Source organism: Streptomyces sp. NPDC002911 (assembly GCF_053591835.1).
Window position 1 is genome coordinate 73,625 of the sequence record NZ_JBSFUO010000008.1, and the last position, 24,061, is coordinate 97,685.

General features: G+C 69.9%; 23 protein-coding genes and 1 pseudogene. 6 read left to right on the top strand and 18 right to left on the bottom strand.

The annotated features are described in order from the left end of the window. Window positions 1-20: 20 nt before the first annotated feature. A complete protein-coding gene (locus tag ACWD04_RS14880) occupies window positions 21-1,058 on the bottom strand; it encodes a rod shape-determining protein (RefSeq protein WP_451131815.1) in 1,038 nt (345 codons plus the stop codon). Window positions 1,059-1,190: 132 nt separating this feature from the next. Further along, a complete protein-coding gene (locus tag ACWD04_RS14885) occupies window positions 1,191-1,763 on the bottom strand; it encodes a hypothetical protein (protein WP_451131817.1) in 573 nt (190 codons plus the stop codon). 99 nt (window positions 1,764-1,862) lie between these two features. On the opposite strand from ACWD04_RS14885, the gene ACWD04_RS14890 reads away from it, so the two are divergent. Further along, window positions 1,863-2,615, top strand: a complete 753-nt coding sequence (locus tag ACWD04_RS14890; protein ID WP_451131819.1) for an SCO2400 family protein — start codon at window positions 1,863-1,865, stop codon at window positions 2,613-2,615. A gap of 65 nt (window positions 2,616-2,680) precedes the next feature. Here ACWD04_RS14890 and ACWD04_RS14895 read toward each other — a convergent pair whose 3' ends face one another. Both ACWD04_RS14895 and ACWD04_RS14900 read right to left on the bottom strand, forming a co-directional pair. Beyond that, entirely contained in the window at window positions 2,681-3,025 is a 345-nt protein-coding gene (locus ACWD04_RS14895; protein WP_451131821.1) for a hypothetical protein, read from the bottom strand. 9 nt (window positions 3,026-3,034) lie between these two features. Beyond that, a complete protein-coding gene (locus ACWD04_RS14900; protein ID WP_451131823.1) occupies window positions 3,035-3,520 on the bottom strand; it encodes a MarR family winged helix-turn-helix transcriptional regulator in 486 nt (161 codons plus the stop codon). 112 nt (window positions 3,521-3,632) lie between these two features. Here ACWD04_RS14900 and ACWD04_RS14905 point away from each other — a divergent pair, with 112 nt between their 5' ends. Further along, entirely contained in the window at window positions 3,633-4,652 is a 1,020-nt protein-coding gene (locus ACWD04_RS14905; RefSeq protein ID WP_451131824.1) for an NADP-dependent oxidoreductase, read from the top strand. A 53-nt stretch (window positions 4,653-4,705) separates the two neighbouring features. On the opposite strand, the gene ACWD04_RS14910 is transcribed toward ACWD04_RS14905, so the two are convergent. Further along, on the bottom strand, window positions 4,706-5,176 hold the full coding sequence (locus tag ACWD04_RS14910) for an MSMEG_6728 family protein (protein WP_451131826.1): 471 nt from the start codon (window positions 5,174-5,176) through the stop codon (window positions 4,706-4,708). 132 nt (window positions 5,177-5,308) lie between these two features. Between ACWD04_RS14910 and ACWD04_RS14915 the strand changes: the two are divergent. After that, a pseudogene (locus tag ACWD04_RS14915) lies at window positions 5,309-5,674 on the top strand (Ohr family peroxiredoxin); the annotation flags it as partial. Window positions 5,675-5,860: 186 nt separating this feature from the next. Then, window positions 5,861-7,378 carry an arabinosylfuranosidase ArfA gene (arfA, locus tag ACWD04_RS14920; protein ID WP_451132248.1) on the top strand — a complete coding sequence of 506 codons (1,518 nt, stop codon included), beginning with the start codon at window positions 5,861-5,863 and terminating at the stop codon, window positions 7,376-7,378. 106 nt (window positions 7,379-7,484) lie between these two features. Here the strand turns inward: arfA and mmsB are convergent, their stop codons facing one another. From mmsB to ACWD04_RS14950, 6 genes are all read right to left on the bottom strand, one after another. Then, window positions 7,485-8,729 carry a multiple monosaccharide ABC transporter permease gene (gene mmsB / locus ACWD04_RS14925; RefSeq protein ID WP_451131828.1) on the bottom strand — a complete coding sequence of 415 codons (1,245 nt, stop codon included), beginning with the start codon at window positions 8,727-8,729 and terminating at the stop codon, window positions 7,485-7,487. After that, complete coding sequence (gene mmsA / locus ACWD04_RS14930) at window positions 8,726-10,276, bottom strand: multiple monosaccharide ABC transporter ATP-binding protein (protein WP_451131830.1); 1,551 nt, start codon at window positions 10,274-10,276, stop codon at window positions 8,726-8,728. The genes mmsB and mmsA overlap by 4 nt, the downstream gene beginning before the upstream one ends. A 32-nt stretch (window positions 10,277-10,308) precedes the next feature. Continuing rightward, complete coding sequence (gene chvE, locus ACWD04_RS14935; RefSeq protein WP_451131832.1) at window positions 10,309-11,418, bottom strand: multiple monosaccharide ABC transporter substrate-binding protein; 1,110 nt, start codon at window positions 11,416-11,418, stop codon at window positions 10,309-10,311. Between the two features lie 130 nt (window positions 11,419-11,548). After that, window positions 11,549-12,532 (bottom strand): hypothetical protein, encoded by a 984-nt coding sequence (locus ACWD04_RS14940; RefSeq protein ID WP_451131834.1) that lies wholly within the window; start codon window positions 12,530-12,532, stop codon window positions 11,549-11,551. A gap of 111 nt (window positions 12,533-12,643) precedes the next feature. Further along, window positions 12,644-13,663 (bottom strand): zinc-dependent alcohol dehydrogenase, encoded by a 1,020-nt coding sequence (locus ACWD04_RS14945; RefSeq protein WP_451131836.1) that lies wholly within the window; start codon window positions 13,661-13,663, stop codon window positions 12,644-12,646. Further along, a complete protein-coding gene (locus ACWD04_RS14950) occupies window positions 13,660-14,814 on the bottom strand; it encodes a mandelate racemase/muconate lactonizing enzyme family protein (RefSeq protein ID WP_451131838.1) in 1,155 nt (384 codons plus the stop codon). The genes ACWD04_RS14945 and ACWD04_RS14950 overlap by 4 nt, the downstream gene beginning before the upstream one ends. A gap of 111 nt (window positions 14,815-14,925) precedes the next feature. Between ACWD04_RS14950 and ACWD04_RS14955 the strand changes: the two genes are divergently transcribed. Continuing rightward, complete coding sequence (locus ACWD04_RS14955) at window positions 14,926-15,720, top strand: EI24 domain-containing protein (protein WP_451131840.1); 795 nt, start codon at window positions 14,926-14,928, stop codon at window positions 15,718-15,720. Between the two features lie 34 nt (window positions 15,721-15,754). On the opposite strand, the gene ACWD04_RS14960 is transcribed toward ACWD04_RS14955, so the two are convergent. The 3 genes from ACWD04_RS14960 to ACWD04_RS14970 form a co-directional block, all read right to left on the bottom strand. Beyond that, window positions 15,755-17,677, bottom strand: coding sequence for a flavin monoamine oxidase family protein (locus ACWD04_RS14960; protein WP_451131842.1), 1,923 nt, complete (start codon window positions 17,675-17,677; stop codon window positions 15,755-15,757). A 109-nt stretch (window positions 17,678-17,786) separates the two neighbouring features. Continuing rightward, entirely contained in the window at window positions 17,787-18,779 is a 993-nt protein-coding gene (locus tag ACWD04_RS14965; RefSeq protein ID WP_451131844.1) for an aldose epimerase family protein, read from the bottom strand. Window positions 18,780-18,790: 11 nt separating this feature from the next. Further along, window positions 18,791-19,687, bottom strand: a complete 897-nt coding sequence (locus ACWD04_RS14970; RefSeq protein ID WP_451131846.1) for an SGNH/GDSL hydrolase family protein — start codon at window positions 19,685-19,687, stop codon at window positions 18,791-18,793. A gap of 361 nt (window positions 19,688-20,048) precedes the next feature. Here ACWD04_RS14970 and ACWD04_RS14975 point away from each other — a divergent pair, with 361 nt between their 5' ends. Next, window positions 20,049-20,543, top strand: a complete 495-nt coding sequence (locus ACWD04_RS14975; protein ID WP_451131848.1) for a DUF3145 domain-containing protein — start codon at window positions 20,049-20,051, stop codon at window positions 20,541-20,543. Window positions 20,544-20,645: 102 nt separating this feature from the next. Here ACWD04_RS14975 and ACWD04_RS14980 read toward each other — a convergent pair whose 3' ends face one another. The 4 genes from ACWD04_RS14980 to ACWD04_RS14995 form a co-directional block, all read right to left on the bottom strand. Then, window positions 20,646-21,257 carry a hypothetical protein gene (locus tag ACWD04_RS14980; RefSeq protein ID WP_451131850.1) on the bottom strand — a complete coding sequence of 204 codons (612 nt, stop codon included), beginning with the start codon at window positions 21,255-21,257 and terminating at the stop codon, window positions 20,646-20,648. Between the two features lie 111 nt (window positions 21,258-21,368). After that, entirely contained in the window at window positions 21,369-22,631 is a 1,263-nt protein-coding gene (gene fabF, locus ACWD04_RS14985) for a beta-ketoacyl-ACP synthase II (protein ID WP_451131852.1), read from the bottom strand. Window positions 22,632-22,710: 79 nt separating this feature from the next. Then, on the bottom strand, window positions 22,711-22,959 hold the full coding sequence (locus ACWD04_RS14990; protein ID WP_451131854.1) for an acyl carrier protein: 249 nt from the start codon (window positions 22,957-22,959) through the stop codon (window positions 22,711-22,713). 61 nt (window positions 22,960-23,020) lie between these two features. Next, on the bottom strand, window positions 23,021-24,052 hold the full coding sequence (locus ACWD04_RS14995; RefSeq protein WP_451131856.1) for a beta-ketoacyl-ACP synthase 3: 1,032 nt from the start codon (window positions 24,050-24,052) through the stop codon (window positions 23,021-23,023). Window positions 24,053-24,061: the final 9 nt, after the last annotated feature.

Consider the following 24,061-nt stretch of genomic DNA (forward strand, 5'->3'; position numbering starts at 1 on the left):
ACCGGTGAGCCCGACGGCTCTCAGCCGGCGAGCGGGGCGAGGACCAGCGGCTGGACCGTGCCGTCCAGCATCGCGCCGAGCCCCAGCACCGAGCACACGTCGGGCCGCTCGGCGATCTGTACCGGCACGCCCGTGGCGTCGCGCAGCATCTGGTCGAGACCCGGCAGCAGGGCACTGCCGCCGACCATCATGATCCCGGACTCCGCGATGTCGGCCACCAGGTCGGGCGGGCATTCGCGCAGCACCTTGCCCAGCCCGTCGAGCACCGCGGTGAGCGGGGTGTGGATCGCCTGGCGTACGGCGGCGGTGTCGACCTGCACCGAGCGGGCCAGGCCGGTGGCCACGTCACGGCCGTGGATCTCCGTCACCGCCGGTCCGTTGAGCGTGATGCCGTTGCCCCGGAGCGCGAGCTGCAGGGGGCGCACGGACTGGCTCGGCAGCATCAGTTCGTGGTGCTGGCGCAGATGCTGGATGACCGCGTGGTCGATGGCCTCGCCGCCGATCGGGATGCGTACGGCCGTCACGATCGACCCGAGCGAGAGCACGGCGATCTGGGTGGTGGCGGCCCCGCACACCATGATCATGGTGGCGGTCGGCTGCTCGACCGGGAGCCCGCAGCCGACGGCTGCGGCGATCAGGGTGTCGACCAGCTCCACCCGCCGGGCGCCGAGCCCCACGAGGGTCTCGACGGTCGCCCGCTGGGCCAGCGGATCGGCGTCGTGCGGGGTGCAGGCGGCGGCCCGCAGCCGGGGCTTGCGGCGCAGTTGGCGGCGCAGCTTCTCACCGAGCAGATGGCGCAGCATGCGCTGCGCCATGTCGATGTCGACGACGCTTCCGCCGGAGACCGGGCGGGCCACCCGGATGTACGCGGGCGTACGGCCCGTCATCTGTTCGGCGAGCGCGCCGACGGCGATGAGCGAGCCGGTGCGCATGTTCACGGCGGCGACACTGGGCTCGTCGACGACGAGCCCCACTCCCTTGATGTAGACACGGGTCCTCGCGGCCCCGAGATCGACGGCGACATGGCAACGGCGCAACTGATCGAGACTGACGGTCACGGCAGGTTCTCCCGAGAGCGCTGGCGGGGGGTACCGGCGGCAGCCGGCTCTCCTGGCATCGTCGCGCCGCTGCGGGGGTGGCGCGCGCTGGGTGAGCCGTAAGGGGGAACCGGAACTGACGGCCTGACAGTCTCAGTCGCTGCCGGGGAGCAGCCGCTGGAACAGTCCCCAGGTGAATTCGGCGACCTGCGGCCGGCCGTCGGCCGGGTCGGTGAAGGCCAGGGCCCAGCGGCTCGGCGCGCTGCCCTCCATGGGGCGCGCCGGGTCGAACGCCCTGGCCACCTCGTCCACGGTGCAGGACCACGGGCGCAGGTCGGCGGCCGTACGCAGCTCGGGACCCTGCGCACCCGGGGCGCGGACCAGCCATTCGTTCCATACGGCTCCGCCGGGGCCCGCCATCACCTCGAACCGCAGGTCCGGCCAGAGCGGCAGCGGCCACAGCAGCGCGTCGCACTCCAGGTCGCCGACCGTGCGGCGTACGGACGACTCGGGCTCGCCCAGGACCGAGCAGTAGCGGCGCAGCGGGCCCCGGCCGCGCGGGGCGCGCAGCATCGCCTGCCAGCGGCGGTTCGCCTCGCGCATCCCGGCCAGGGAGGCGCTCAGTTCATGACGCGCGTCCTCGACGAGGTCCGGCTGGTGGTCGGCCATCCGGCGCAGCAGGACGAGCTGGAACTCGAGTGGACCGAACGGGGCGGGAGGGGTCATGAGGCCCATCCTGCCGCTTATCGCACGTATCGGGCGACGTACCCCGGAGTCCCGGATTCCACACAGGATCCTCACCCGTGCGGCTTCCAGTGTCGTTCGGTGCGCGTTTACTCTTCGGGCGCCATGGATTACTGCCACCCGTGCCAACGGCACCTCAACGGGGCGCTGGCGTGCGCCGGTTGCGGGACCCCCGCTGACGCACTGGCCCTCTATGCCGTCGCGGACCGCCCGGGCCGTCACGCCGAGTCGGCCGATGAGATCCCGCAGGCCTCCGGGGCCGCCGGTCACCGTCGTCGTGCTCGCGGCGCCACCGAGCGGCGCGGCCGTCGTGCGCACCGGCGGCGCGGCCGTGCGCTGCTGCTGACGGTGGCGGGTGTGGTGCTGGCGCTGGGCGCGCTGAGCCTGGCGGAGCTGGCGATGGAGCCCGAGGGTGACAGCGGCGCATCGGACTACGTGAGTGAGGCGACGTCCTCCGCCGCCGGAGCCGTCCGGTCCGCCTCGTCGAGCGGGGAGCCCGACGGCCCCGGACCGGTGGACGCGTCCACCGTCGTACCGGTCACCGATTCCCACTCCGCGACGGCCACGGACGGACCCGCCGCGACCACCGCGGCGCCGGAGGTGGCCCCGTCGGCTTCCGCTTCCGCCTCTGCCTCCGCCCCCGCCGACGCCGACGCCTCACCGTCCGCCTCCGGGCCCACGGACCCGGACGGCACCGCTGCGCCGGCCGAGCCCTCGGGCTCCGGTGGACCCACCGCGGACCCGACGTCGCCGGAGCCCTCGGGCGATCCCGTTCCCGACCCCGCCCCGTCGCGGACGGAGACCTGCGAGTGGTGGCAGTTCTTCTGCGGCTGACGCGGAGATGACCGCTGTCCGCGCAGGCGCCGGAGCGAGCACGTCGTCCCGGAGCCGAGGCCGGATCAGCCCTCTGTCAAGGCGTCGGCCCGCTTCATCAGGCCGACTGCGATCTCGTCCCGGTCCGGACCGTGCATCCACAGGTTCCGGGCAGCCTCCCGCATCAGTGCCGGCTCCTCCGGCCGCTGCAGAAGCACCAGCCGACAGGCCAGGTTCCGGACCCAGACCGGCAGGTGACCGTCAACGGTGTGCGGGCAGAGCTCACGCAGCATGGCGAGGATCGAATCAGCGTCAGCGAACGTCAGGTCCTCGACGAAGTAGTGCTCCCGATGTTCGAGGCTGCATTCCGGCGTGGGTCTGTACTCGTCTCCGTGGAGACACCGGGCGTGCTCCGTCAGAGTGCTGTGCATGGACAGAGGCTACGACGCCACGATCCCGCCGGACGGAACCTGGCCCTGCCCCCCGTCCTCGTCCGCGTCCTCGCCGAGCATCCTGCGCAGCAGGTCGCGCAGCACCGTCCGCTCCGCGACGGACAGCTCGGCGAGCGGCTCGCGGGCGAAGTCCAGGGCGTCACGCAGCTGCCGGGCCGTCCGCATGCCCTCCTCGGTCGGGGCGGCCAGCTTCACCCGCCGGTCGGCCGGGTCCGGGCGGCGTTCCACCAGGCCCCGGAGCTCCAGCCGGTCGACTATGCCGGTGATGTTGGACGGTTCGCATTTCAGTTTTCGGGCTACCTTGCGCATGGGCATGGGCTCCAGGGAGAGCAGCCCCAGCACCCTGGCCTGCGCGCCGGTCAGCGTGTGGGTGGCCGCGGCCCGGTCGTACTCCTCGTGGTAGCGCGCCACGACTCCGCCGATGAGCTGGATGACGTCGAGGGTGAGCGGGTCGGTGCGCGAGTGGGTGGCCATGACACCCAGGGTACCGAATTACTTGACAAGGTGAAATATCTGGACGCATGGTTGTTTCATGTCCTGAAGCTTTGCGCTTCCCTCCGTACGACATCGAGGAGAACCCGAGCCCATGTCTGCACTTCCCACGTCCAGCCGCGAATGGCACCTCGTCGCCCGCCCGCACGGCTGGCCCGAGGCCTCGGATTTCGCGCTGCGCGAGGCGCCGGTGACCGCCCCCGGTGAGGGCCGCGTCCTCGTCCGCAACCTCCACTTCTCGGTCGACCCCTACATGCGCGGCCGGATGAACGACGTGAAGTCGTACACCCCGCCCTTCAAGCTCGACCACCCCATGGACGGTGGCGCGGTCGGCGAGGTCATCGCGTCGAACGCCGAGGGCTTCGCCGTGGGCGACCACGTCCTGCACGGCCTCGGCTGGCGAGAGTACGCCGACGTCCCCGCCAAGCACGCGGTCAAGGTCGACGGTTCGATCGCCCCGCTCTCCGCCTACCTCGGCGTGCTCGGCATGCCCGGGCTCACGGCCTACGCCGGCCTCTTCGAGGTCGCCTCCTTCAAGGAGGGCGACGCCGTCTTCGTCTCCGGCGCGGCCGGTGCCGTCGGCAGCCAGGTCGGCCAGATGGCCAGGATCAAGGGCGCCTCCCGCGTCATCGGCTCGGCCGGCTCCGACGAGAAGGTCAAGCTCCTCGTCGAGGAGTACGGCTTCGACGCGGCCTTCAACTACAAGAACGGCCCCGTCCGGGACCAACTCTCCGAGGCCGCCCCCGACGGCATCGACGTCTACTTCGACAACGTCGGCGGTGAGCACCTGGAGGCCGCGATCTCCTCGCTCAAGGTCCACGGCCGCGCCACCATCTGCGGGATGATCGCCCAGTACAACGCCACGGAGCCCACGCCCGGCCCGCGCAACCTGGCGCTCGTCATCGGCAAGCGGCTGCGCCTGCAGGGCATCCTGGTCGGCGATCACGCCGCGCTCCAGCCGCAGTTCGTCCAGGAAGTGGCCGGCTGGCTGGCCTCCGGTGAGCTCAAGTACCGCGAGACGGCGGTCCAGGGCATCGAGAACGGCTACGACGCCTTCGTCGGCCTGCTGCGCGGCGAGAACACCGGCAAGATGATCGTCTCGCTGGACGCCTGACCGGCCGCGGCCGTCGGTGAAGCCGCCCGTGAATCCGTCCGTGCAGCCGCACCTCACCGCCCTTCGCGGTCCGAGGGAGGCCACACGTACGGCAGATCGGGCGGCACATCCGGAAAAAGCGGGCGATAGTAGGTCGGGTCCTTGCGTACGAGCGCGGAACGGTGGCTCTCGTGCAGCGGCTCGTCACCCAGCCACGGTGGCAGCTCGCCCGCCGCCGAGAGTTCCGGGTCCGTCCGGACGACGGAGAGCCCGAGCGACGCGGCGAGGTCCTTGCGCAGGGTCGCCGCGCAGGTGTCGGCTCTGCCCTCGGCGGTCCACGCGGCGCACATGTCCAGGCCGTAGCGCACCAGTGCCTCCTCGTACCCGGTCCACATGCGGACCGCGGGGTGGTGGCGCCAGCCGTAGCCGGGGACAGTGAGCCCGCGCAGGACCTGGATCGCCTCGACCCGCTGTTTGCCCAGCCGTCGCGGGTCCAGCGCGAGGGCGCTCCGGCGGAAATCGGCGTACGGCAGGAAAGTCTGCATGGTTCATGCCTATCGCATGGGGCCCCACGGGAGTCCCGCCCACGCGCCGTCACCCGCTGGGCTCCGCTCAGGCCGCCGCCGCCGCGGCCGCAGGCGCGAGTCGCGGCGTATCAGCGGGACGGAATCACCGTTATGACCATCCAGCACACAGACGTGGCCTACACCGTCGTGAACGGCCGTGACGGCCGTTGCTTTCCGGCGACGGTCAGCTCGATGTCGTCGTCAACCCGCCGAAGGCGATGCGCGGCACCCCGAACAGCTCTTCGCGGCCGGCTGCAGCGCTCGCTTCCAGGGCGCGCTCGGCGTGGTCGTCCGTCAGGAGGAGGCGGACATCCCCGGTTCGACGGTGACCGCTTCGGTCTCCATCGGCAGGACCGAGGCGGGCGGCTTCGGCCCGGAGGTCGCGACAGAGCCTCCGTCCCGAACGTCGGCACGGCCACCGCCCAGGCGCTCATCGAGAAGGCGCAGGTGTGTCCGTACTCGAACGCCCCCCGGGGCACCACCGCGTATGTCCGAGGGTCGCATCCCGTCTTGGCGGTTTCCAGGGGCGCGGCCCTCGGGCGTGTGTCACCGCCCGTATCCCGAGAAGCGCGCGCAGAGGCATTGACGGCCACCGAGGTTGAACTCTACGGTCCCGTTCGAGGTCACGAGCAGCATTCGATATATCGAACGAGTAAGGAAGCCATGACCCGCACCGCGCGCTTCACCCTCGACCCGGCCTTCACCGTCGGCGACGTCGACCCCCGTCTCTTCGGCTCCTTCGTCGAGCACCTCGGCCGCTGCGTCTACGACGGCATCTTCGAGCCCGGTCACCCCTCGGCGGACGAGGCCGGACTGCGCACCGACGTCCTGGATCTCGTCCGTGAACTCGGTGTCACCGCCATTCGCTACCCCGGTGGCAACTTCGTCTCCGGCTACCGCTGGGAGGACAGCGTCGGCCCCGCCGACGAGCGCCCCCGCCGTCTCGACCTCGCCTGGCGCTCCACCGAGACGAATCGTTTCGGCCTCTCCGAGTACATCGACTTCCTCAGGAAGATAGGCCCGCAGGCCGAACCGATGCTCGCGGTCAACCTCGGCACCCGAGGCGTCCAGGAAGCCATCCAGCTCCAGGAGTACGCCAACCACCCGTCCGGCACCGAACTCTCCGACCGCCGTGCCGGCCACGGCGACAAGGACCCCTTCGGGATCAAGCTGTGGTGTCTGGGCAACGAGATGGACGGCCCCTGGCAGACCGGCCACAAGACCGCCGAGGAGTACGGGCGGCTCGCGGCCGAGACCGCGCGTGCGATGCGCCAGATCGACCCGTCCGTCCAGCTCGTCGCGTGCGGGTCCTCCAGTCGTGCCATGCCGACCTTCGCGGCCTGGGAGGCGACGGTCCTCGCCGAGACCTACGACCTCGTCGACTACGTCTCACTGCACGCCTACTACGAGGAGACCGACGGCGACCGTGACTCCTTCCTCGCCTCGGCCGTGGACATGGAGTCCTTCATCGAGAGCGTCGTCGCGACCTGCGACCACGTGGGGGCGCGCCTGAAGTCCACGAAGAAGATCAATCTTTCCTTCGACGAGTGGAACGTCTGGTACCTGAGCCGCTACCAGAAGGAGGCGGAGGAGAACCCCCTCGACTGGCCCGAGGCGCCGCGGCTGCTGGAGGACAACTACAGCGTCACCGACGCCGTCGTCTTCGGCAGCCTGCTCATCGCGCTGCTGCGCCACGCGGACCGGGTGACCGTGGCCTGTCTCGCCCAGCTGGTCAATGTGATCGCGCCGATCATGACCGAGCCGGGCGGGCCCGCCTGGCGGCAGACCACCTTCTTCCCCTTCGCCCAGGCGGCGCGGTACGGGCAGGGCCAGGTCCTGGACGTACGGGTGGACTCGCCCACGTACGGGACGGCGAAGTACGGCGAGACGGACCTGCTGCACGCCACCGCCGTACGGGACCCGGAGACGGGTGCCGTCACGGTCTTCGCCGTCAACCGCAGCCAGGACGCCGTGCTGCCGCTCGAAGTCGCCCTGGCGGGGCTGGACCTGCAGCGGGTCGCCGAGCACCAGGTCATCGCGGACGCCGACCCGGAGGCCCGTAACACCCTCGCCGAGCCCGAGCGGGTCGTCCCGCACGCCGCCGAAGGCACCGTGCTCGCCGACGGCACGCTGAAGGCCGTGCTGGTTCCGTTGTCCTGGAACATGATCCGTCTCGTGTGAAGAAAGCGGACGGCGCCCTTCCCCGCGGGGGGAAGGGCGCCGTCCGTTGCGGCTGTTCAGCGTGCCGAGAAGGCGTGCACCGTCGTCGGCCCGACATCACCGAGTGTCACGAGCCGACCTTGCGCTTGTTCCAGACGTCGAATCCGACCGCGGCCAACAGGACGAAGCCCTTGATGACCTGCTGGTAGTCGGTGCCGATGCCGACGAGGTTCATACCGTTGTTCAGCACGCCCAGGACCAGACCACCGATGATCGCGCCGAGGACCGTGCCGACGCCGCCGCTCATCGACGCGCCGCCGATGAACGAGGCGGCGATGGCCTCCAGCTCGAAGTTGAGCCCCGCCTTGGGTGAGGCCGCGTTGAAGCGGGCGGCGAAGACCAGACCCGCCAGGGCCGCGAGCATGCCCATGTTCAGGAAGACCAGGAAGGTGACCTTCTTGTCCTTCACACCCGACAGCTTGGCCGCGGGCAGGTTGCCGCCGATGGCGTAGATGTGGCGGCCGATGATCGCGTTGCGCATCAGGTAGCCGAACCCGACGACCAGCACGCCGAGGATGAGCAGCACGACCGGGGCGCCCTTGTAGCTGGCGAGCAGCAGCGTGACGACGAGGACGGCCGAGACCAGAGCGACCAGCTTCAGCAGGAACATCTTGGCCGGCAGCACCTCGAGGGCGAACTCCTGCTGCCGCTTGCGGTCGCGGACCTCCTGGATCACCACGAAAGCGATCAGTGCGAAGCCCAGCAGCAGCGTGAGGTTGTGGTAATTGGTGTCCGGGCCGACCTCGGGCAGGAAGCCGTTGGCTATCTTCTGCAGGTCCTTCGGGAAGGGGCCGAGGGTCTGGCCCTTCAGGAAGATCTCCGTCAGACCGCGGAAGAGCAGCATGCCCGCGAGGGTCACGATGAACGACGGTATGCCGAGATAGGCGATGAAGAAGCCCTGTACCGCGCCCGCGACGGCGCCGATGGCCAGGCACAGCACCACCGCGAGCGGCCACGGGAGGTCGTGTTCGACCATCAGCACGGCGGCCATCGCGCCGATGAACGCGGTCAGTGAGCCGACCGAGAGGTCGATGTGGCCCGCGATGATGACGAGCATCATGCCGATCGCGAGGATCAGGATGTAGCTGTTCTGCAGCACCAGGTTGGAGACGTTGCGCGGCAGCAGCAGGTCGCCTTCCGACCAGACCGCGAACAGCACCACGATCAGGCCGAGGGCCATCAGCATGCCGTACTGGCGCATGTTGCGGCGCATGCCGCCGAGCATCAGCTGCAGCATGCTGTCGCCGGAGGCCGATCCGCCTTTGCCGGATGGCGTGGGGGCCGGGGTCTTGGCGGTCACATCCGTGCTCATCGTGTTACCTCTTTGTCCTTCGTCATCTGACGCATCAGCGCTTCCTGCGAGGCCTCGGCCCGCGAGAACTCACCCGTCAGCCGTCCCGCGGCCATCGTGTAGATGCGGTCGCACATGCCGAGCAGCTCCGGCAGTTCGGAGGAAATGAAGACGACCGCCTTGCCCTGGGCGGCCAGCTGGTCGATGACCGTGTAGATCTCGTACTTGGCGCCCACGTCGATGCCGCGTGTGGGCTCGTCCAGGATCAGCACCTCGGGACCCGCGAAGATCCACTTGCTGAGGACGACCTTCTGCTGGTTGCCGCCGGACAGCTTGCCCACCGGCTCGAAGACGGTCGGCGCCTTGATGTTCATGGACTTCCGGAAGTCCTCGGCGACCTGCCGTTCCCCGTGCTCGTCGACCACACCCCGCTTGGCGACCTTGCCCAGCGCGGTCAGCGAGATGTTCCGGTTGATGGTGTCGATCAGGTTGAGGCCGTAGTGCTTGCGGTCCTCCGTGGCGTACGCGATGCCGTGCTTGATCGCCTCAGGGACGGACTTCGTACGGATCTCGGTGCCGTCCCTGAGGACGGTGCCGCCCGCGTACCGGCCGTAGGAGCGGCCGAAGACGCTCATCGCCAGCTCGGTGCGGCCCGCGCCCATGAGCCCGGCGATACCGACGATCTCGCCGCGCCGCACCTCGACGGAGACGTCATCGACGACCTTGCGCTGCTGGTCGATGGGGTGGTGCACGGTCCAGTTGCGGATCTCCAGAGCAGGCGCGGCCCCCTCCTCCGGGTGGTGCGGGGTCCGCTCCGGGAAGCGGTGTTCCAGGTCGCGGCCGACCATCCCGCTGATGATCCGGTCCTCGGTCGTCTCCGCCGCCTTCACGTCGAGCGTCTCGATGGAGTGCCCGTCGCGGATGATCGTGACCGAGTCGGCGACCCGGCGGATCTCGTTCAGCTTGTGCGAGATGATGATCGAGGTCATGCCCTGTTCCTTCAACGAGAGGATCAGGTCGAGGAGCTTGCCGCTGTCCTCGTCGTTGAGCGCCGCCGTCGGCTCGTCGAGGATGAGCAGCTTCACCTTCTTCGACAGCGCCTTGGCGATCTCCACCAACTGCTGCTTGCCCACGCCGATGTCGGCGACGCGGGTCTCCGGGTGCTCGTCGAGACCGACCCGGCGCAGCAGTTCACCGGCGTGCCTGAGGGTGTCGTTCCAGTTGATCAGTCCGCGCTTGGCGTGTTCGTTGCCGAGGAAGATGTTCTCCGCGATGGAGAGGTACGGCACCAGCGCAAGCTCCTGGTGGATGATCACGATGCCGTGCTGTTCGCTCGCCCGGATGTCCTTGAACCGGCAGGTCTCGCTCTCGAAGAGGACGTCCCCGCCGTAGCTGCCGTGCGGATGGACGCCGGAGAGCACCTTCATCAGGGTCGACTTGCCGGCGCCGTTCTCTCCGCAGATGGCGTGGACCTCGCCCTGACGGACGGTCAGTGTGACGTCCGAAAGCGCTTTGACACCGGGAAAGGTCTTGACGATCGAGCGCATTTCCAGGACGGGTCCCGCCATGGTCTTGCCTTCCAATCCTTGAGGGAGCCCGGTTACTTGAGGTCGTTCTCGGTGTAGTAGCCCCCGTCGACGAGGACTTCCTTGTAGTTGGCCTTGTCGACGCTGACCGGCTGCAGCAGGAAGGCGGGGACGACCTTGGCGCCGTTGTCGTAGGACTTGCTGTCGTTGATCTCGGGCTTCTTGTCGTTCAGGACCGCTTCGACCATGTTCGAGGCGGTCTTGGCGAGCTGGCGCAGGTCCTTGTAGACGGTCTGCGTCTGCTCGCCCGTGACGATCGACTTCACCGATGCGACCTCGGCGTCCTGGCCCGTGACGATCGGCATCGGCTTGGCCTCGGAGCCGTAGCCGTCCGACTTCAGGGCGGAGAGGATGCCGATGGAGATGCCGTCGTACGGCGAGAGCACGGCGTCGACCCGGGTGCTGCGGTAGCTGGACGTCAGCAGGTCGTCCATGCGCTTCTGGGCGGTGCCGCCGTCCCAGCGCAGGGTGGTGACCTGGTTGAGGTCGGTCTGCTTGGACCTGACGACCAGCTCGCCCTTGTCCACGTACGGCTTGAGGACGTTCATCGCGCCCTGGAAGAAGTACTTGGTGTTGTTGTCGTCGTTGGAACCGGCGAACAGCTCGATGCTGAAGGGGCCCTTCTTGCCGTCCTCCAGGCCGAGCTTGTTGACGATGTACGTGCCCTGCAGCTCGCCGACCTTCTCGTTGTCGAACGAGGCGTAGTAGTCGACGTTCTCCGTGCCGAGGATCAGCCGGTCGTAGGAGATCACCGGAATGTCGGCGTCCTTGGCCTGCTGCAGCACGTTGTCGAGGGACTTGTTGTCGATCGCGGCGACGATCAGGGCGTCCACGCCCTGCGTGATCATGTTCTCGATCTGCGAGACCTGCTGGTCCGGGTCGTCCTCGCCGTAGGCGAGCTTGGTCTCGTAGCCCTTGGCCTTCAGTTCCTTCACGACGTTGGCGCCGTCGGAGATCCAGCGCTCGGAGGACTTGGTCGGCATCGCGATGCCGATGGTGGCGCCGTCGGTGCCACCCTTGTCCTCCTCGCTGCCGCCCTCGGCGCTCTGGCCGCAGGCGGTCAGAGTGAGAGCGAGGGAGGCGGCGGAGGCTATGGCGGCGAGTGCGGCTCTGCGGTTGCGCATAGTCATCATCCTTGATGTGGGGCAGGGCTCGGTCCGGTCGTGCCGGAACGCTGTGGGCGGATCGATCGACAACAGGTGTGTTGGATTGTGCGCGTCTGTGTCTTCTTTTGCGGACTGCGTTTCCGGAACGTTATGACGAGATTCCGAACCGGTTGAGCGGGCCCGGCAGCCGGCTGCCGAGCTGAGCCATGCCCCCGTCCGCCCCGTGCCGTGCGAGCAGGTCCAGCGCGAGCCGGCCGCGCCGCACCCGCTCCTTGGCGGTGGCCAGCGCCAGGTCGCGCATGTGCCGGCCGTACGGATAGATCCCGGGCGACTTGGAGAGACCGAACTTCAGGTACAGCGGGGCGCCACGCCGGATCAGTTCGGTGACCTCGTACATCCGCACATACCCGCCGAGGTCGTCCGGGGCCTCGATGTAGAGGTCCATCGGGGCGCGGGAGACCCGGCGTATCTCAGTGAACTGGGCGAGCGTCAGGTCGGACGGGACATTGATCGAGTCGGCGCCGAGCTGCTCGAACACGGCGTACGAGGCCGGGTTCACCGGCCCGATGAGCGCCGACACCTTGAAGGTGGTGTCCGCGGGCAGCGCACCCTGCTCACGTAGCCGGTGCAGGGTCCACAGCACGCCCTCGTCTGCCACGAGCAGGCACTTCACGCCCAGCCCGGTGGCGCGCAGGGCGTCCTCGACGCAGCCGGCCAGGGCGTCGTGGCCACGGGAGCGCAGCCCGGCCCCGCCGGAGTCCGTACGGACCGACGCGCCGGTGTCCCAGGTGCCGCGCGGCCCGGTGAACAGGCAGAGCTCGATGTCGCGTTCGGCACAGCCCTCCACCATCTCGGTGATCTCCGCGTCGGTCAGCATCCATATGCCGCTGCCCTGGCTGATGCGGTGGACCGGAACGTCGAGCCTCGCGGACTCCTCGAGTACGACGCCGAGAACCTCCGGGCCCTCCACGGACGGCACCTCGGTGCGCCAGCTCCCGCCGTCGGGGAAGGAGTGCGGGGAGGCGTCAGCCGGGGACAGGGGCGCCGGGCCGAGGCCCAGCGCCGTGAGTTCGGCGTCACCGGGGCGTCGGGCGCCGGCGGCACCGGGGGGACAGACAGGGGCGTCGTTCACGACTGGTCCTTCATGTTCGGTATTTCGGACGGCATTCGGATCTTTGGGGGTGCGCCGGTACGGAGGCGGTCAGAACGCCGCCGTACCGGCGCACGGCTCAGGGCGGGCCCGTCACGGCCGCAGCAGCACCTTCCCGGTCCCCGGGTCCCCGGACCCCACCAGCGCCACGGCCTCGGCGAACCGTTCCAGCGGGAACTCGTGGGTGATCAGGGGTGCCGGGTCGAGCAGGCCGGCCGTGAACGCCCGCACCGCGTAGGACCAGGCCGACGACGGCGCCCCGAAGACGCTGCGCACGGTGAGCTGGCTCAACGACAGGTGCACCGGGTCGATGCCCACGGCGCCCGGGGTGAACATCCCGGTCAGCACGACCCGCCCGCCGCGCCGCGCCAGCAGACACGCGTCGGCCGCGGTGGACGGCGCTCCGGCCGTCTCCACGACCAGGTCGTACCGGCCTCGCACCTCCTCGGCCTCCTTGGGCACCCGTGCCTCGCTCGCCCCGAAGTCCAGGGCCTGGGCGGCCCGTGCCTCCCTCGGGTCGATCACGGTGAGCTCCGCCGGCGACACCGCCGCCAGCAGCTGCACCGCGAGCAGGCCGAGCGTGCCCGCGCCCAGCACGGCGATCCGCTCACCCGGCTCGGGCGCCCCGGCCCGCACCGCCGCCGCGATCACCGCGGCCGGCTCCAGCAGGGCCGCGGCCCTGAGATCGGCGTCGTCGGCCAGCGGGTGCAGCAGACGCGCCGGGACCACCAGGTGGTCGGCGAACGCGCCGGGGCGGGTGAAGCCCGTCTCGTCGTAACCCGCCGTGCACAGGGAGGTCTCTCCGTGCCGGCACCGCTCGCAGCGCCCGCACGCCCGGAAGCCCTCGGCGACCGTACGCCGTCCGGTCAGCGCGGGGTCGACACCTTCGCCCACCGCGTCCACGGTCCCCGACCATTCATGACCCGGCACCACGGGATAGCGCACGTAGGCCGGGTCGCGGTGGCCGTCGTACACCTCGCGGTCGCTCATGCAGATCCCGGCCGCGGCGACCCGCACCCTGACCTCACCGGGGCCCGGCTCCGGGAGCGGCCCCTCGGCCAGCCGGTGGCTGCCGGGCCGCTCCACGGTCAACGAGCGGGATGCGGCGGTCACTTGGGCTGCCTCTTCTCCCAGCCGTCCGCCCACAGGTCGAACCGCGCCTGCTGCTGCGGGAATTCGGCCGCCGCGTCCACGTCCAGCTCCACGCCGAGCCCGGGCGCGTCGGAGAGCTCGAAGCAGCCGGTGGCGGGGTCGACGGCCGGGGCACCCTTGACGACCTTCTTGATGTCCGCGTCCGCGAAGTCGTTGAAGTGCTCGAGGATCTTGAAGTTGGGCGTGCAGCCGGCGACCTGGAGGCTGGCCGCCGTGAGCACCGAACCACCCACGTTGTGCGGGGCGATCAGCGTGTAGTGGGTCTCCGCGGTCGCCGCGAGCTTGCGGGTCTCCAGGATGCCGCCGATGTGGCCGACGTCCGGCTGGATGATGTCAACTGCCTGCGACTCGAAGAGCTCACGGAACTCGATCCGGTCGTGGATACGTTCACCCGTCGCGATCGGTACGTCGACCTTCTCCGCGACCTTGCTCAGCGCCTTCAGGTTCTCCGGCGGCACCGGCTCCTCCAGCCAGGCCGGCGTGAACGGCGCCATTTCGCGGGCGATCCGCACCGCCGTCGACGGGCTGAACCGCCCGTGCATCTCCAGCATCAGCTCGGTGTCGGGGCCGATGGCGTCCCGCACGGCCTCGATGAGGGACACGGCGTACCGGGTCTCCTCCTGGCCCAGCTCGAAGTGCCCCGTACCGAAGGGGTCGATCTTCAGCGCCCGGTAACCGCGCTCGACGACGCCCTGCGCCGCCTTGTGGTACGCCTCCGGGGTGCGCTCGGTGGTGTACCAGCCGTTGGCGTACGCCTTCACCCGGTCGGTGACCTTCCCGCCGAGCAGCTGCCAGACGGGCACGCCCAGCGCCTTGCCCTTGATGTCCCAGCAGGCCATCTCGATGACCGCGATACCGGACATCACGATCTCCCCGGCACGCCCGTAGTCGCCGTACTTCATGCGCCGGACGAGGTCCTCGATCGCGAACGGGTCGGATCCGGTGACGTGATTGGCCGATGCCTCGCGCAGGTAGCCGAGCAGCGCGTCCGTGCGTCCCAGCATCCGGGTCTCGCCGACCCCCGTGAGTCCCTCATCGGTGTGAACCTGGACATAGGTGAGGTTGCGCCACGGCGTGCCGACTACATGCGTGCTGATTCCGGTGATGCGCACGTGTGTTGCCTCTCAACGTGTTCGGTATTTCGTCGCTCGTTCGAAATGCTGGCGTGACCGTAATGACGGGCCAGGGGAAGTGTCAATGGTTCACGCAAGTACGCTGACGCCATGAGTGATCTCGGGGCGGGTTTCGGTTACTTGATCAAGGGCCAGCGCTGGGCCTTCGGGCACGGCCGGTGGTTCGGCTTCGGCCTGCTGCCCGCGCTGATCACTTTGGTCGTCTACGCGGGCGCGCTGGTCGGACTGGGCTACGGCGCCGACGACTTCGTCGGGTGGGCCACCCCGTTCGCCGACGACTGGTCCTCGCCCTGGCTGGGGCTCCTGCGCAACACCCTGGTCGTCCTGGTCTTCGTCTTCGGGGCGTTTCTCGCGGTCATCACCTTCACCGCGGTGACCCTGCTGGTCGGCCAGCCGTTCTACGAGTCGCTCTCCGAGGAGGTCGACCGCAGCGAGGGCGGCGAGGTGCCCGTGTCGGACCTGCCGCTCTGGCGCGAACTGTGGATCTCCGCCCGCGACTCCGTCCGCATCCTGCTGCGCGTCGCGCTGTACGGGGTGGTGCTCTTCGCCCTCGGGTTCATCCCCGTCATCGGGCAGACCGTGATCCCCGTCCTCGGCTTCTGCGTCTCCGGCTACTTCCTCTCCGAGGAGCTCACCGCCGTCGCCCTCCAGCGCCGCGGCATGCTCCTCAAGGACCGGCTCGCACTGCTGCGCGGCCGCCGCATGCTGGTGCTCGGCTTCGGTGTCCCGCTCGCGCTCGCCTTCCTCGTCCCCTTCGTCGCGGTGCTGCTGATGCCGGGCGCCGTCGCCGGGGCCACGCTGCTGGCCCGCGATCTCACCGCGACGCCCGAGGCCGGCCCGGCTCCGGCCCCGGTGTCCGAGCCGCACGCGCTGCGCAAGGACTGAGGCCGCCGCCGGCCCGGCGGCGGCCTCCCTCCGGTCAGCCGCTGTGGACCTCCAGCGCGGTCCTGACCGCCGACTCCAGGGCGCCCTCGATCCAGGCCGGCTTGACGGACGTGTGGCAGCCGGCGAAGTGCAGCGGCCCCTCCGGGGTGCGGACGTCGGGGAACAGCTCGGTGTGCTGGCCGGGCAGCAGCACCGACGCCTCGCCGTACGCGTACGGGTCACGCATCCAGGACTGGGTGCGGCCCACACCCGTGTAGAACACCTCGATGCGCTGTCCGTACACGTCCTGCACCCCGCCCAGGGTGCGCGGGTAGCGCTCGTCGTCGTCCAGCGAATCCCACTTCAGGGCGTCGTCGGCCCAGCTGTAGGAGGCCAGCAGGACCCCGCCCGCGCTGCCCTCGACGGGGTGCGAGGGCTGGTACATGAACCGGTTGGCGTTGTCCGTCACCGAGCCGCCGCCGATCACGTGGGCCGCCTCCGGCTGATTACGGGCGGTGGCCCTGCAGGCCGCGTAGTGCACACGCTGGTTGGGCGGGATGTGGCCGCGCGGCACGGAGGGGTGCGCTCCCAGCAGCGAACCGTCGGCCGGAGCCTTGCCCAGCCGGTAGGCGTCGTACAGGCCGGGGCGTACGGCCTCCAGCTCCCGCTTCCAGTCCGCCTCGTCGAACTCCCACCAGCGGCGGCTGAATTCGAGCAGCACCTTGGTCGCCGCGTCGTAGTGGACCTCCGTGATCGCCCGCCGCTTGCCGTACGAGAGCGCGGGGGTCACCGGGATGTGCCGCAGCCCGGAGAAGGGCACGGTGATGATCGCCCGGTCGCCGGTGAACGTCTCGCGGACGACGGGGCCGCCCCGGCCCTCGGAGACGGTCTCGACGCTCACGCCGTTTTCGGTGTGGCTGATCCGGGTGGCCCGGCGGTCCAGGTGCACCAGGTCCTTCACCTGTGCGTACATCGCGTCTGCCAGGGTCGCGGTGCCGTCGGGCAGCTCGAAGAACGAAGTGGCCGGGCTGATCAGAGACGCGCCGATGAAGCTGTGAAGGAACGCGAGGTGGAGCCGCGAGGTCATGTTCTCGACGGTGCCGATGAGATCGATGGTGCGCTCGTCGAGCTTGGCCGCCTCGGTCAGGTACCGGTACATCGACCAGTGCCCGTACCGCTGGAGCACCGTCGCCCAGCCTTCGACCAGGGCGCTTCCCTCTTTGCCCTCGATCTCCTTGCGTACCGGGGCGAAGGCGTCCCGCACGATCTGCGAGGCGGGGGTGTCCTCGTAGGCTGCGGGCACACGGAAGGAGCGGTTGACGGCCTGCGGCTTCGCTGCGTAGTCGGCGCGACGGACGCGGACGCCGTTGACGTGGATCCAGGTGCGGTTGGCGGGGCGCCCCTCGGCGTCCACGTCGACCAGGTGGAAACGGCGGGTCTTCAGCCCGAGGTGGGCCATCAGCCCGGTGACCAGCGGATGGCTGTCGGGGATGCGCATCGCGCCGGCCTCGGCGTACTGCTTCGGATCGGCGAAGGGCGGGGCCGACTTCTCGTGCCCGCCGGCCCGGAAGGTCTTGATACGGCCGCCGACACGGTTGCCGTTGGCCTCGATCACGGTGACCTTGTGACCGGCTTCGTGCAGGAGCCGCGCCACGGTGAGCCCGGCCGGCCCCGCGCCGACGACCAGTACCTTCTTGCGCGCGGCCCGGGTGCGGGGCAGGCCCTTGCCCAGCAGGACCTCGCGGTAGCCGGGAACCAGGTCCCGGTCGTTCTCGTCGCGTACGAGGATGGCGCGGGCGACCATGAGGCAGGCGTCCCGGTCGGATCCGGGTGCCGCTCCGGGCGCGGCGGCGGCCCGGGGCGCCGCCGCGGACCTGGGGGCGCCGGTCACGGCGAGGGCAGCGGCACCCGCGGTGGCTCCCGCGATCACGGTTCGGCGGGACGTGAGGACGGGTGACGGCTCATCAGGAGATCTCATGACGGTCACCCTGGTGTACCGCACCCTGCGGACGCGCCGAATCGGCGTCGAATCACCCACCTGTGATCTCGGTGAGGGCGTGTTGACGCAGGTCGAGCAGAAGGAGATTTCAGCGCACCGAGAAGCCGTACACCGTCGTGGACGCGAACTCCTCGCCCGGCAGCAGCACCGTGCTCGGGAATTCCGGGTGGTTCGGCGAGTCGGGGAAGTGCTGGGTCTCCAGCGCGATCCCGGCGCAGGCGCCGAACGGACTCCCGCCGAGGTGGTCGGCGGTGTACAACTGGAGCCCCGGTTCCGTCGTACGAACCGTCAGCAGGCGTCCCGACGCGGGGTCGAACAGCTCGGCGACCGGCTCCCCGCCGGTCTGCTCCAGGACGTAGTTGGTGTCGTAGCCAGGACCCACCGGCTTCGCCTCCCGGAAGTCGAAGCGTGTCCCGTCCACCGGCGCGAACGCGCCCGTCGGGATCGACTCCTCGTCCGACGGGGTGATGTGCCCGGCCGCGAGCCGCAGTTCGTGCCCGAGCGCGCTCCCGCTGTCCGCTCCGGCCAGATTCCAGTACGTGTGATTCGTCAGGTTCACCACGGTCGGCGCGTCCGTCGTCGCCCGGTAGACGATCCGCAGCGCGCCGTCCCCGTCCAGGGTGTACGTCACCGACACCGCCAGCCGCCCCGGGAAGCCCTCCTCGCCGTCCTCGGCGACCCGGGAGAGCCGCACGCCGTCCGGCACCTCCTCGGCGTCCCACACCCGCTTGTCGAAGCCGCGCTCACCGCCGTGCAGGGTGTTGCGGACCTCGTTCCGCGTCAGCCGGTGCGTACGCCCGTCCAGGACGAAGCACCCGCCCGCGATCCGGTTCGCGTACCGGCCGACCACGGCGCCGAAGTAGGGGCCGGTGTGCGTCTCGTACCCCTTGACGTCCGGCAGCCCCAGGGCCACCTCCGCCGGACTGCCGTCCCTCCCGGGCACCACGACGGACTGCACCACGGCGCCGTACGTCAGGACCCGCACCCGGATGCCCTCGCGCTCCAAGGTCCAGCGCCGGACCGGCGTACCGTCCGTGAGCGTGGAGAAGTCTTCGCCGTGTACCGCCGCGCCCGTCGTCATGATCAAGAACTTTACGCGGGGGGCCCGGACGCAGTGACATTGCGGTAGGCGATCTCCGCCAGCCTGGCCTGGCCGTTACGGCCCGGATGGAACCAGTCCCACTCGCTGAGCTGCTCACCGGTGAACCGGTAGTCGAACACCGCCCCGCCGTCGTAGCGGCAGCGCTCGTCCCGCGCACAGACGTCCCGCAGCACCCCGTTGTACGCGACGACCCGCTCCCGCACCGCGTCGCGCCGTGCGACGGCCGCTGCCCCCATGTCGTCGGCGTCACCCAGCATCGACCGGCAGATCCCCAGCTTCCAGATCTGCTTGCCCAGCGGATTCTCCCGCCCTGTCGACCAGAGCCGCTTGAGATCCGGCACGCTCGACACGTACACCTGGGCCTTCGGGGCCGCGGCGCGCAACTGCCGCATCGACGCCTCGAAGGAGGCCTGGAAGTCTGCCTCCGGTGTCATGAGCTCCACCGAGTCACGGCAGGCGTCGTTCGCGCCGATCATCACCGTGACCAGCTCCGGCTTCTCCTTCGCCGCGAGCGCGATCTGATCCGGCAGCTGCGCCATCCTGGCGCCCGACACGGCGTGGTTCCAGCTGTGCGAGGCAGCCTTCGACGCCCCCAGGATGCGTACGGCGAGGCTCCGTACCCCGCTGTCGGTCCCGGTCGCCCAGGACACCTCGGGGCAGTCGGCCAGTACCGAGCAGGCGTCGAAGCCCCGGGTGACGGAGTCCCCGACGGCGGCGATGGACGCGGGGCTCGCGTCCCACGACGGCGTCGGCGAGGGGGAGGGGCTCCGGGCGGCCGCGCCCCCGTCGGAGGTGCAGCTCGTGAGTGCGGCGGTACCGACGACCGCGACCGCCGCCAGGGTGGCTGCGGCTCCCCGGACACGGCGACGTGACGAACGCTCGGACATCCCTGTTTCCCCTCCGGCCACACGGGTGACTGCGCCCCTGGCACAACCGGACAGCCCCAGGCGGCGGGCCGCCACGCCCTCGCGGGTGAATGCTCTGCGAATCATGGGCCCAGGACCGACCGTACGTCACACACCCGGCCCCGGGGCGCGGTAGCTTTTCCCCGTCGAACCAGTGGCGCTCGTCCGGTCGGCGACGGCTCAGCGGGTCCGGTAAGTTATCTCACGTCACATACTGTCCCTTTTCAGGAGATTCCCTCCCGATGCTGTTTACTGATGACAACCTCGGGAGCCGGCCGGAAAGAGGCGGTACGGGCGCGAGGCCGCTGGGGAAGGCGAACCTCGTCCCACACTGGAGGTCCCGGTGACGACACGTGGAGTTCTGTACGTTCACTCCGCACCGCGCGCGCTGTGCCCGCATGTCGAATGGGCGGTAGCGGGTGTACTCGGTGTGCGGGTCCAGCTGGACTGGACCGGGCAGCCGGCCGCCCCTGGCACCTGGCGGTCCGAATTCTCCTGGAAGGGCCGTTGCGGTACGGCTTCGGAGCTGGCCTCGGCCCTCCGTGGCTGGGACCTGCTGCGCTTCGAGGTGACGGCGGAGCCGTGCCCCACTGCGGAGGGCGAGCGCTACAGCTCCACGCCGGGGCTCGGCATCTTCCACGCCGTCACCGGCATGCACGGCGACATCCTGGTCCCGGAGGACCGGCTGCGGGCGGCGCTGGCCCGGTCCCTGAACGGCGAGACGGACCTGGAGGCCGAGGTCGCCAAGCTCCTGGGCAAGCCGTGGGACGACGAGCTGGAGTCCTTCCGCCACGCGGGCGAGGGCGCGCCTGTGCGGTGGCTGCACCAGGTGGTGTGACGGGGCCGGCCCGGGCCTGAGTCTCGGTCGTCGGCCGGGCGGAAACGGCTGCCCTCGGCCGTCCCCCGGACGTGGCCCGGGGAGCAGCCACCTGGTTGGGACTCAGGCCTGTGATTCGGCCCAGAAGTTGAAGATCCGCGAGAAGCCCGCCCGTACGGCGCCACGCCGGGTGAGCACGGACCGGTCGACCCCGGTGAAGAGGACCGCGAGGGAGACGTCGGCGGGCAGGACCCGGCCCGCGGCCCGCACGGTCATCCTCCTGCCGCTTCCGAGGCCCGACTGCCGCACCGTGATGACGGAACCGGGGTCCTCGGAGTCGGGCTGCCGGGACAGCTCGTAGGACCGGCGGTCGATCGCCTTGAGCTGGTACACGTCTCCCAGGTACGACATCCGCAGGGAGCGCCCCCGGTGTGTCGGGGCCCACCGGTTCCGGCTCATCCGCACCAGGCCGTCTCCCACGCGGAGCGTCGAGCGGTTGAGGGTCGGCATCGAAACGACCTCCGCGTGCACGCCACGCGTCTCGAGCACGGCTGTGGGAATCAGGCCACCGCGCACCTCCGTCACGATCGCGTGGGTCACGTCCCGACCCGCCGGGTACACCACCCGGACGTCTCCGAACTCCGCGGACGTCCCCTGCCAGCCGGACTTCTTGAGCCCGACCGGCTGTTTCTCCTTCCAGTACGCGAGCGTGAACGGGCTGATGGTCGCGTGCATGTCTTTCCCTCGCTGGTCGAACGGGTTGACGGCGCCGGCCCGCAACGGCGCGCACATGCGCGAAGCCCGCCTCCCGATACGGGAAGCGGGCCTAGCGGCAGGATCAGCGGGTCAGACCGAACGGAACGCCAGCACCACGTTGTGGCCACCGAAGCCGAACGAGTTGTTGATCGCGGAGATCGGCCCCTCCGGCAGCGCCCGAGGCTCACCGCGCACGATGTCCGCGGTGACCGCCTCGTCGAGGTCGTCGATGTTGGTGGTGGGCGGCGCCATCCGGTTGCGCAGCGCCAGGACCGTCGCGACGGTCTCGATACCGCCCGCGCCACCCAGCAGGTGACCCGTCATGGACTTCGTGGCGGAGATGGCGACATGGTCCAGGTCGTCGCCCAGCACCGCACGCAGCGCCTTGATCTCCGCGAGGTCACCCTGCGGCGTCGACGTGGCGTGTGCGTTCAGGTGCACGACCTCCGACGGCTTCAGGTCCGTCGAGTCCAGCAGGTTCTGCATCGCGGCGGCGATCCCGCGCCCGGTGGGCTCGGGCTGCGCGATGTGGTGGGCGTCGGCGGACAGGCCCTGGCCGAGTACCTCGCAGTAGACCTTGGCGCCACGTGCGGCGGCGTGCTCCGCGGACTCCAGGATCACGACGCCGGCGCCCTCGCCGAGGACGAAGCCGTCACGAGCCGTGTCGTAGGGACGCGAGGCCTTCTCGGGCTCGTCGTTGCTCTTGGACATCGCCATCATGTTGGCGAACGCCGCGATCGGCAGCGGGTGGATGGCCGCCTCGGTACCGCCGGCGACGACCACATCGGCGCGGCCGGTGCGGATCATCTCGACGGCGTAACCGATGGCCTCGGCACCCGACGCGCAGGCGGAGACCGGGGTGTGGACACCGGCCTGGGCGTTGACCTCCAGGCCGACGTTGGCCGCCGGGCCGTTGGGCATGAGCATGGGAACGGTGTGCGGGGAGACGCGTCGTACGCCCCTCTCCTTCAGCACGTCGTACTGGTCGAGCAGGGTGATCACGCCGCCGATACCGGAGGCGATGACCGAACCCAGACGCTCGGGCTGGATCTTCTCGTCCTCGCCGGCCTTGCCGGTGAAGCCGGCGTCGGCCCACGCCTCGCGGGCGGCGATCAGCGCGAACTGCGCCGAGCGGTCCAGCTTGCGGGCGAGCGGACGGGGCAGGACGTCACCGGGGTCGACCGCAGCGAGGGCGGCGATCCTGACGGGCAGTTCGGCGAAACGTTCGCCCTCGAGAGGCTTGACGCCGGACCGGCCGGCCATCAGACCTTCCCAGGTCGATGCGGAGTCGCCACCCAGCGGAGTGGTTGCGCCGATACCGGTGACGACCACGGTGCGATTGGTCGGGCTCACTGGAAAATCTTCTCCACGTGTAGAGGGTCGTGAATCAGCGGCGCCACCGCCGGGTGGCGACACACAGAACGGGCTGGGATCAGCCCTGGTGCTTCTGGATGTAGTCAGCGGCGTCGCCGACCGTCTTGAGGTTCTTGACGTCCTCGTCGGGAATCTTGACGTCGAAGCGCTCTTCGGCGGCGACGACGACCTCGACCATGGACAGCGAGTCGACGTCCAGGTCGTCGGTGAAGGACTTGTCCAGCTGGACGTCCTCGACCGGGATACCGGCGATCTCGTTGACGATCTCGGCGAGACCGGTGACGATCTCTTCCTGAGTGGCGGCCATGTGGCGCTCCTTCGATGTGTTTCTGCAGGGTTCGGGCGGGCGGACCGAAGGTCCGGTGTGCCTAGGGGAGGGTAACGACCGTCGCGGCGTAGACGAGACCCGCCCCGAAGCCGATGATGAGCGCCGTGTCGCCGCTCTTGGCCTGACCGGTCGCCAGGAGCCGCTCCATTGCGAGCGGAATCGAGGCGGCCGACGTGTTGCCGGTGGTTTCCACGTCACGGGCGACCGTGACGTGCTCCGGCAGCTTGAGTGTCTTCACCATCGAGTCGATGATCCGCATGTTTGCCTGGTGCGGGATGAAGACGTCCAGGTCCTCCGGAGAGATCCCGGCCGCTTCCAGCGCCTGCTGGGCGACCTTCGCCATCTCGAAGACGGCCCAGCGGAAGACCGCCTGGCCCTCCTGCGTGATGGCCGGGAACTTGACCTCGCCCCGTTCGTTGAGCGGGAGTTTCGAGACGTCGCCGATGTGCAAGTCGTTCCACGAGACGGTCTGCTTGATCGTCTCGGACTTGTCGCCCTCGGAACCCCAGACCGTGGGGCCGATGGCCGGCTCCTGGGACGGGCCGACGACGACCGCGCCCGCGCCGTCGCCGAACAGGAAGGCCGTCGCGCGGTCCTCCAGGTCGGTGAGGTCGCTGAGCCGCTCGACGCCGATGACGAGTACGTATTCCGCCGAGCCTTCGACGATCATGCCCTTGGCGAGCGTGAGGCCGTAGCCGAAGCCCGCGCAGCCGGCTGAGATGTCGAAGGCGGCGGGCTTGCCCGCGCCGATCTTGTGCGCGATGTCGGTCGCGACGGCGGGGGTCTGCTTGAAGTGCGAAACGGTGGAGACGATGACTCCGCCGATCTGCTCCGGGGTGACACCGGCGTCCGCGATCGCCTTGCCGGAGGCCTCCACGGACATCATCGACACGGTCTCCTCGTCGGAGGCCCAGTGGCGGGTGGCGATACCGGACCGGGAGCGGATCCACTCGTCGGACGAGTCGATCGTCTCGAGGATCACCTCGTTGGGCACGACACGGGTCGGGCGGTAGCCGCCCACACCCATGATCCGTGCGTACGGGGCGCCCTTGCTGGGCTTGATCTTCGACATGCTCTCGGG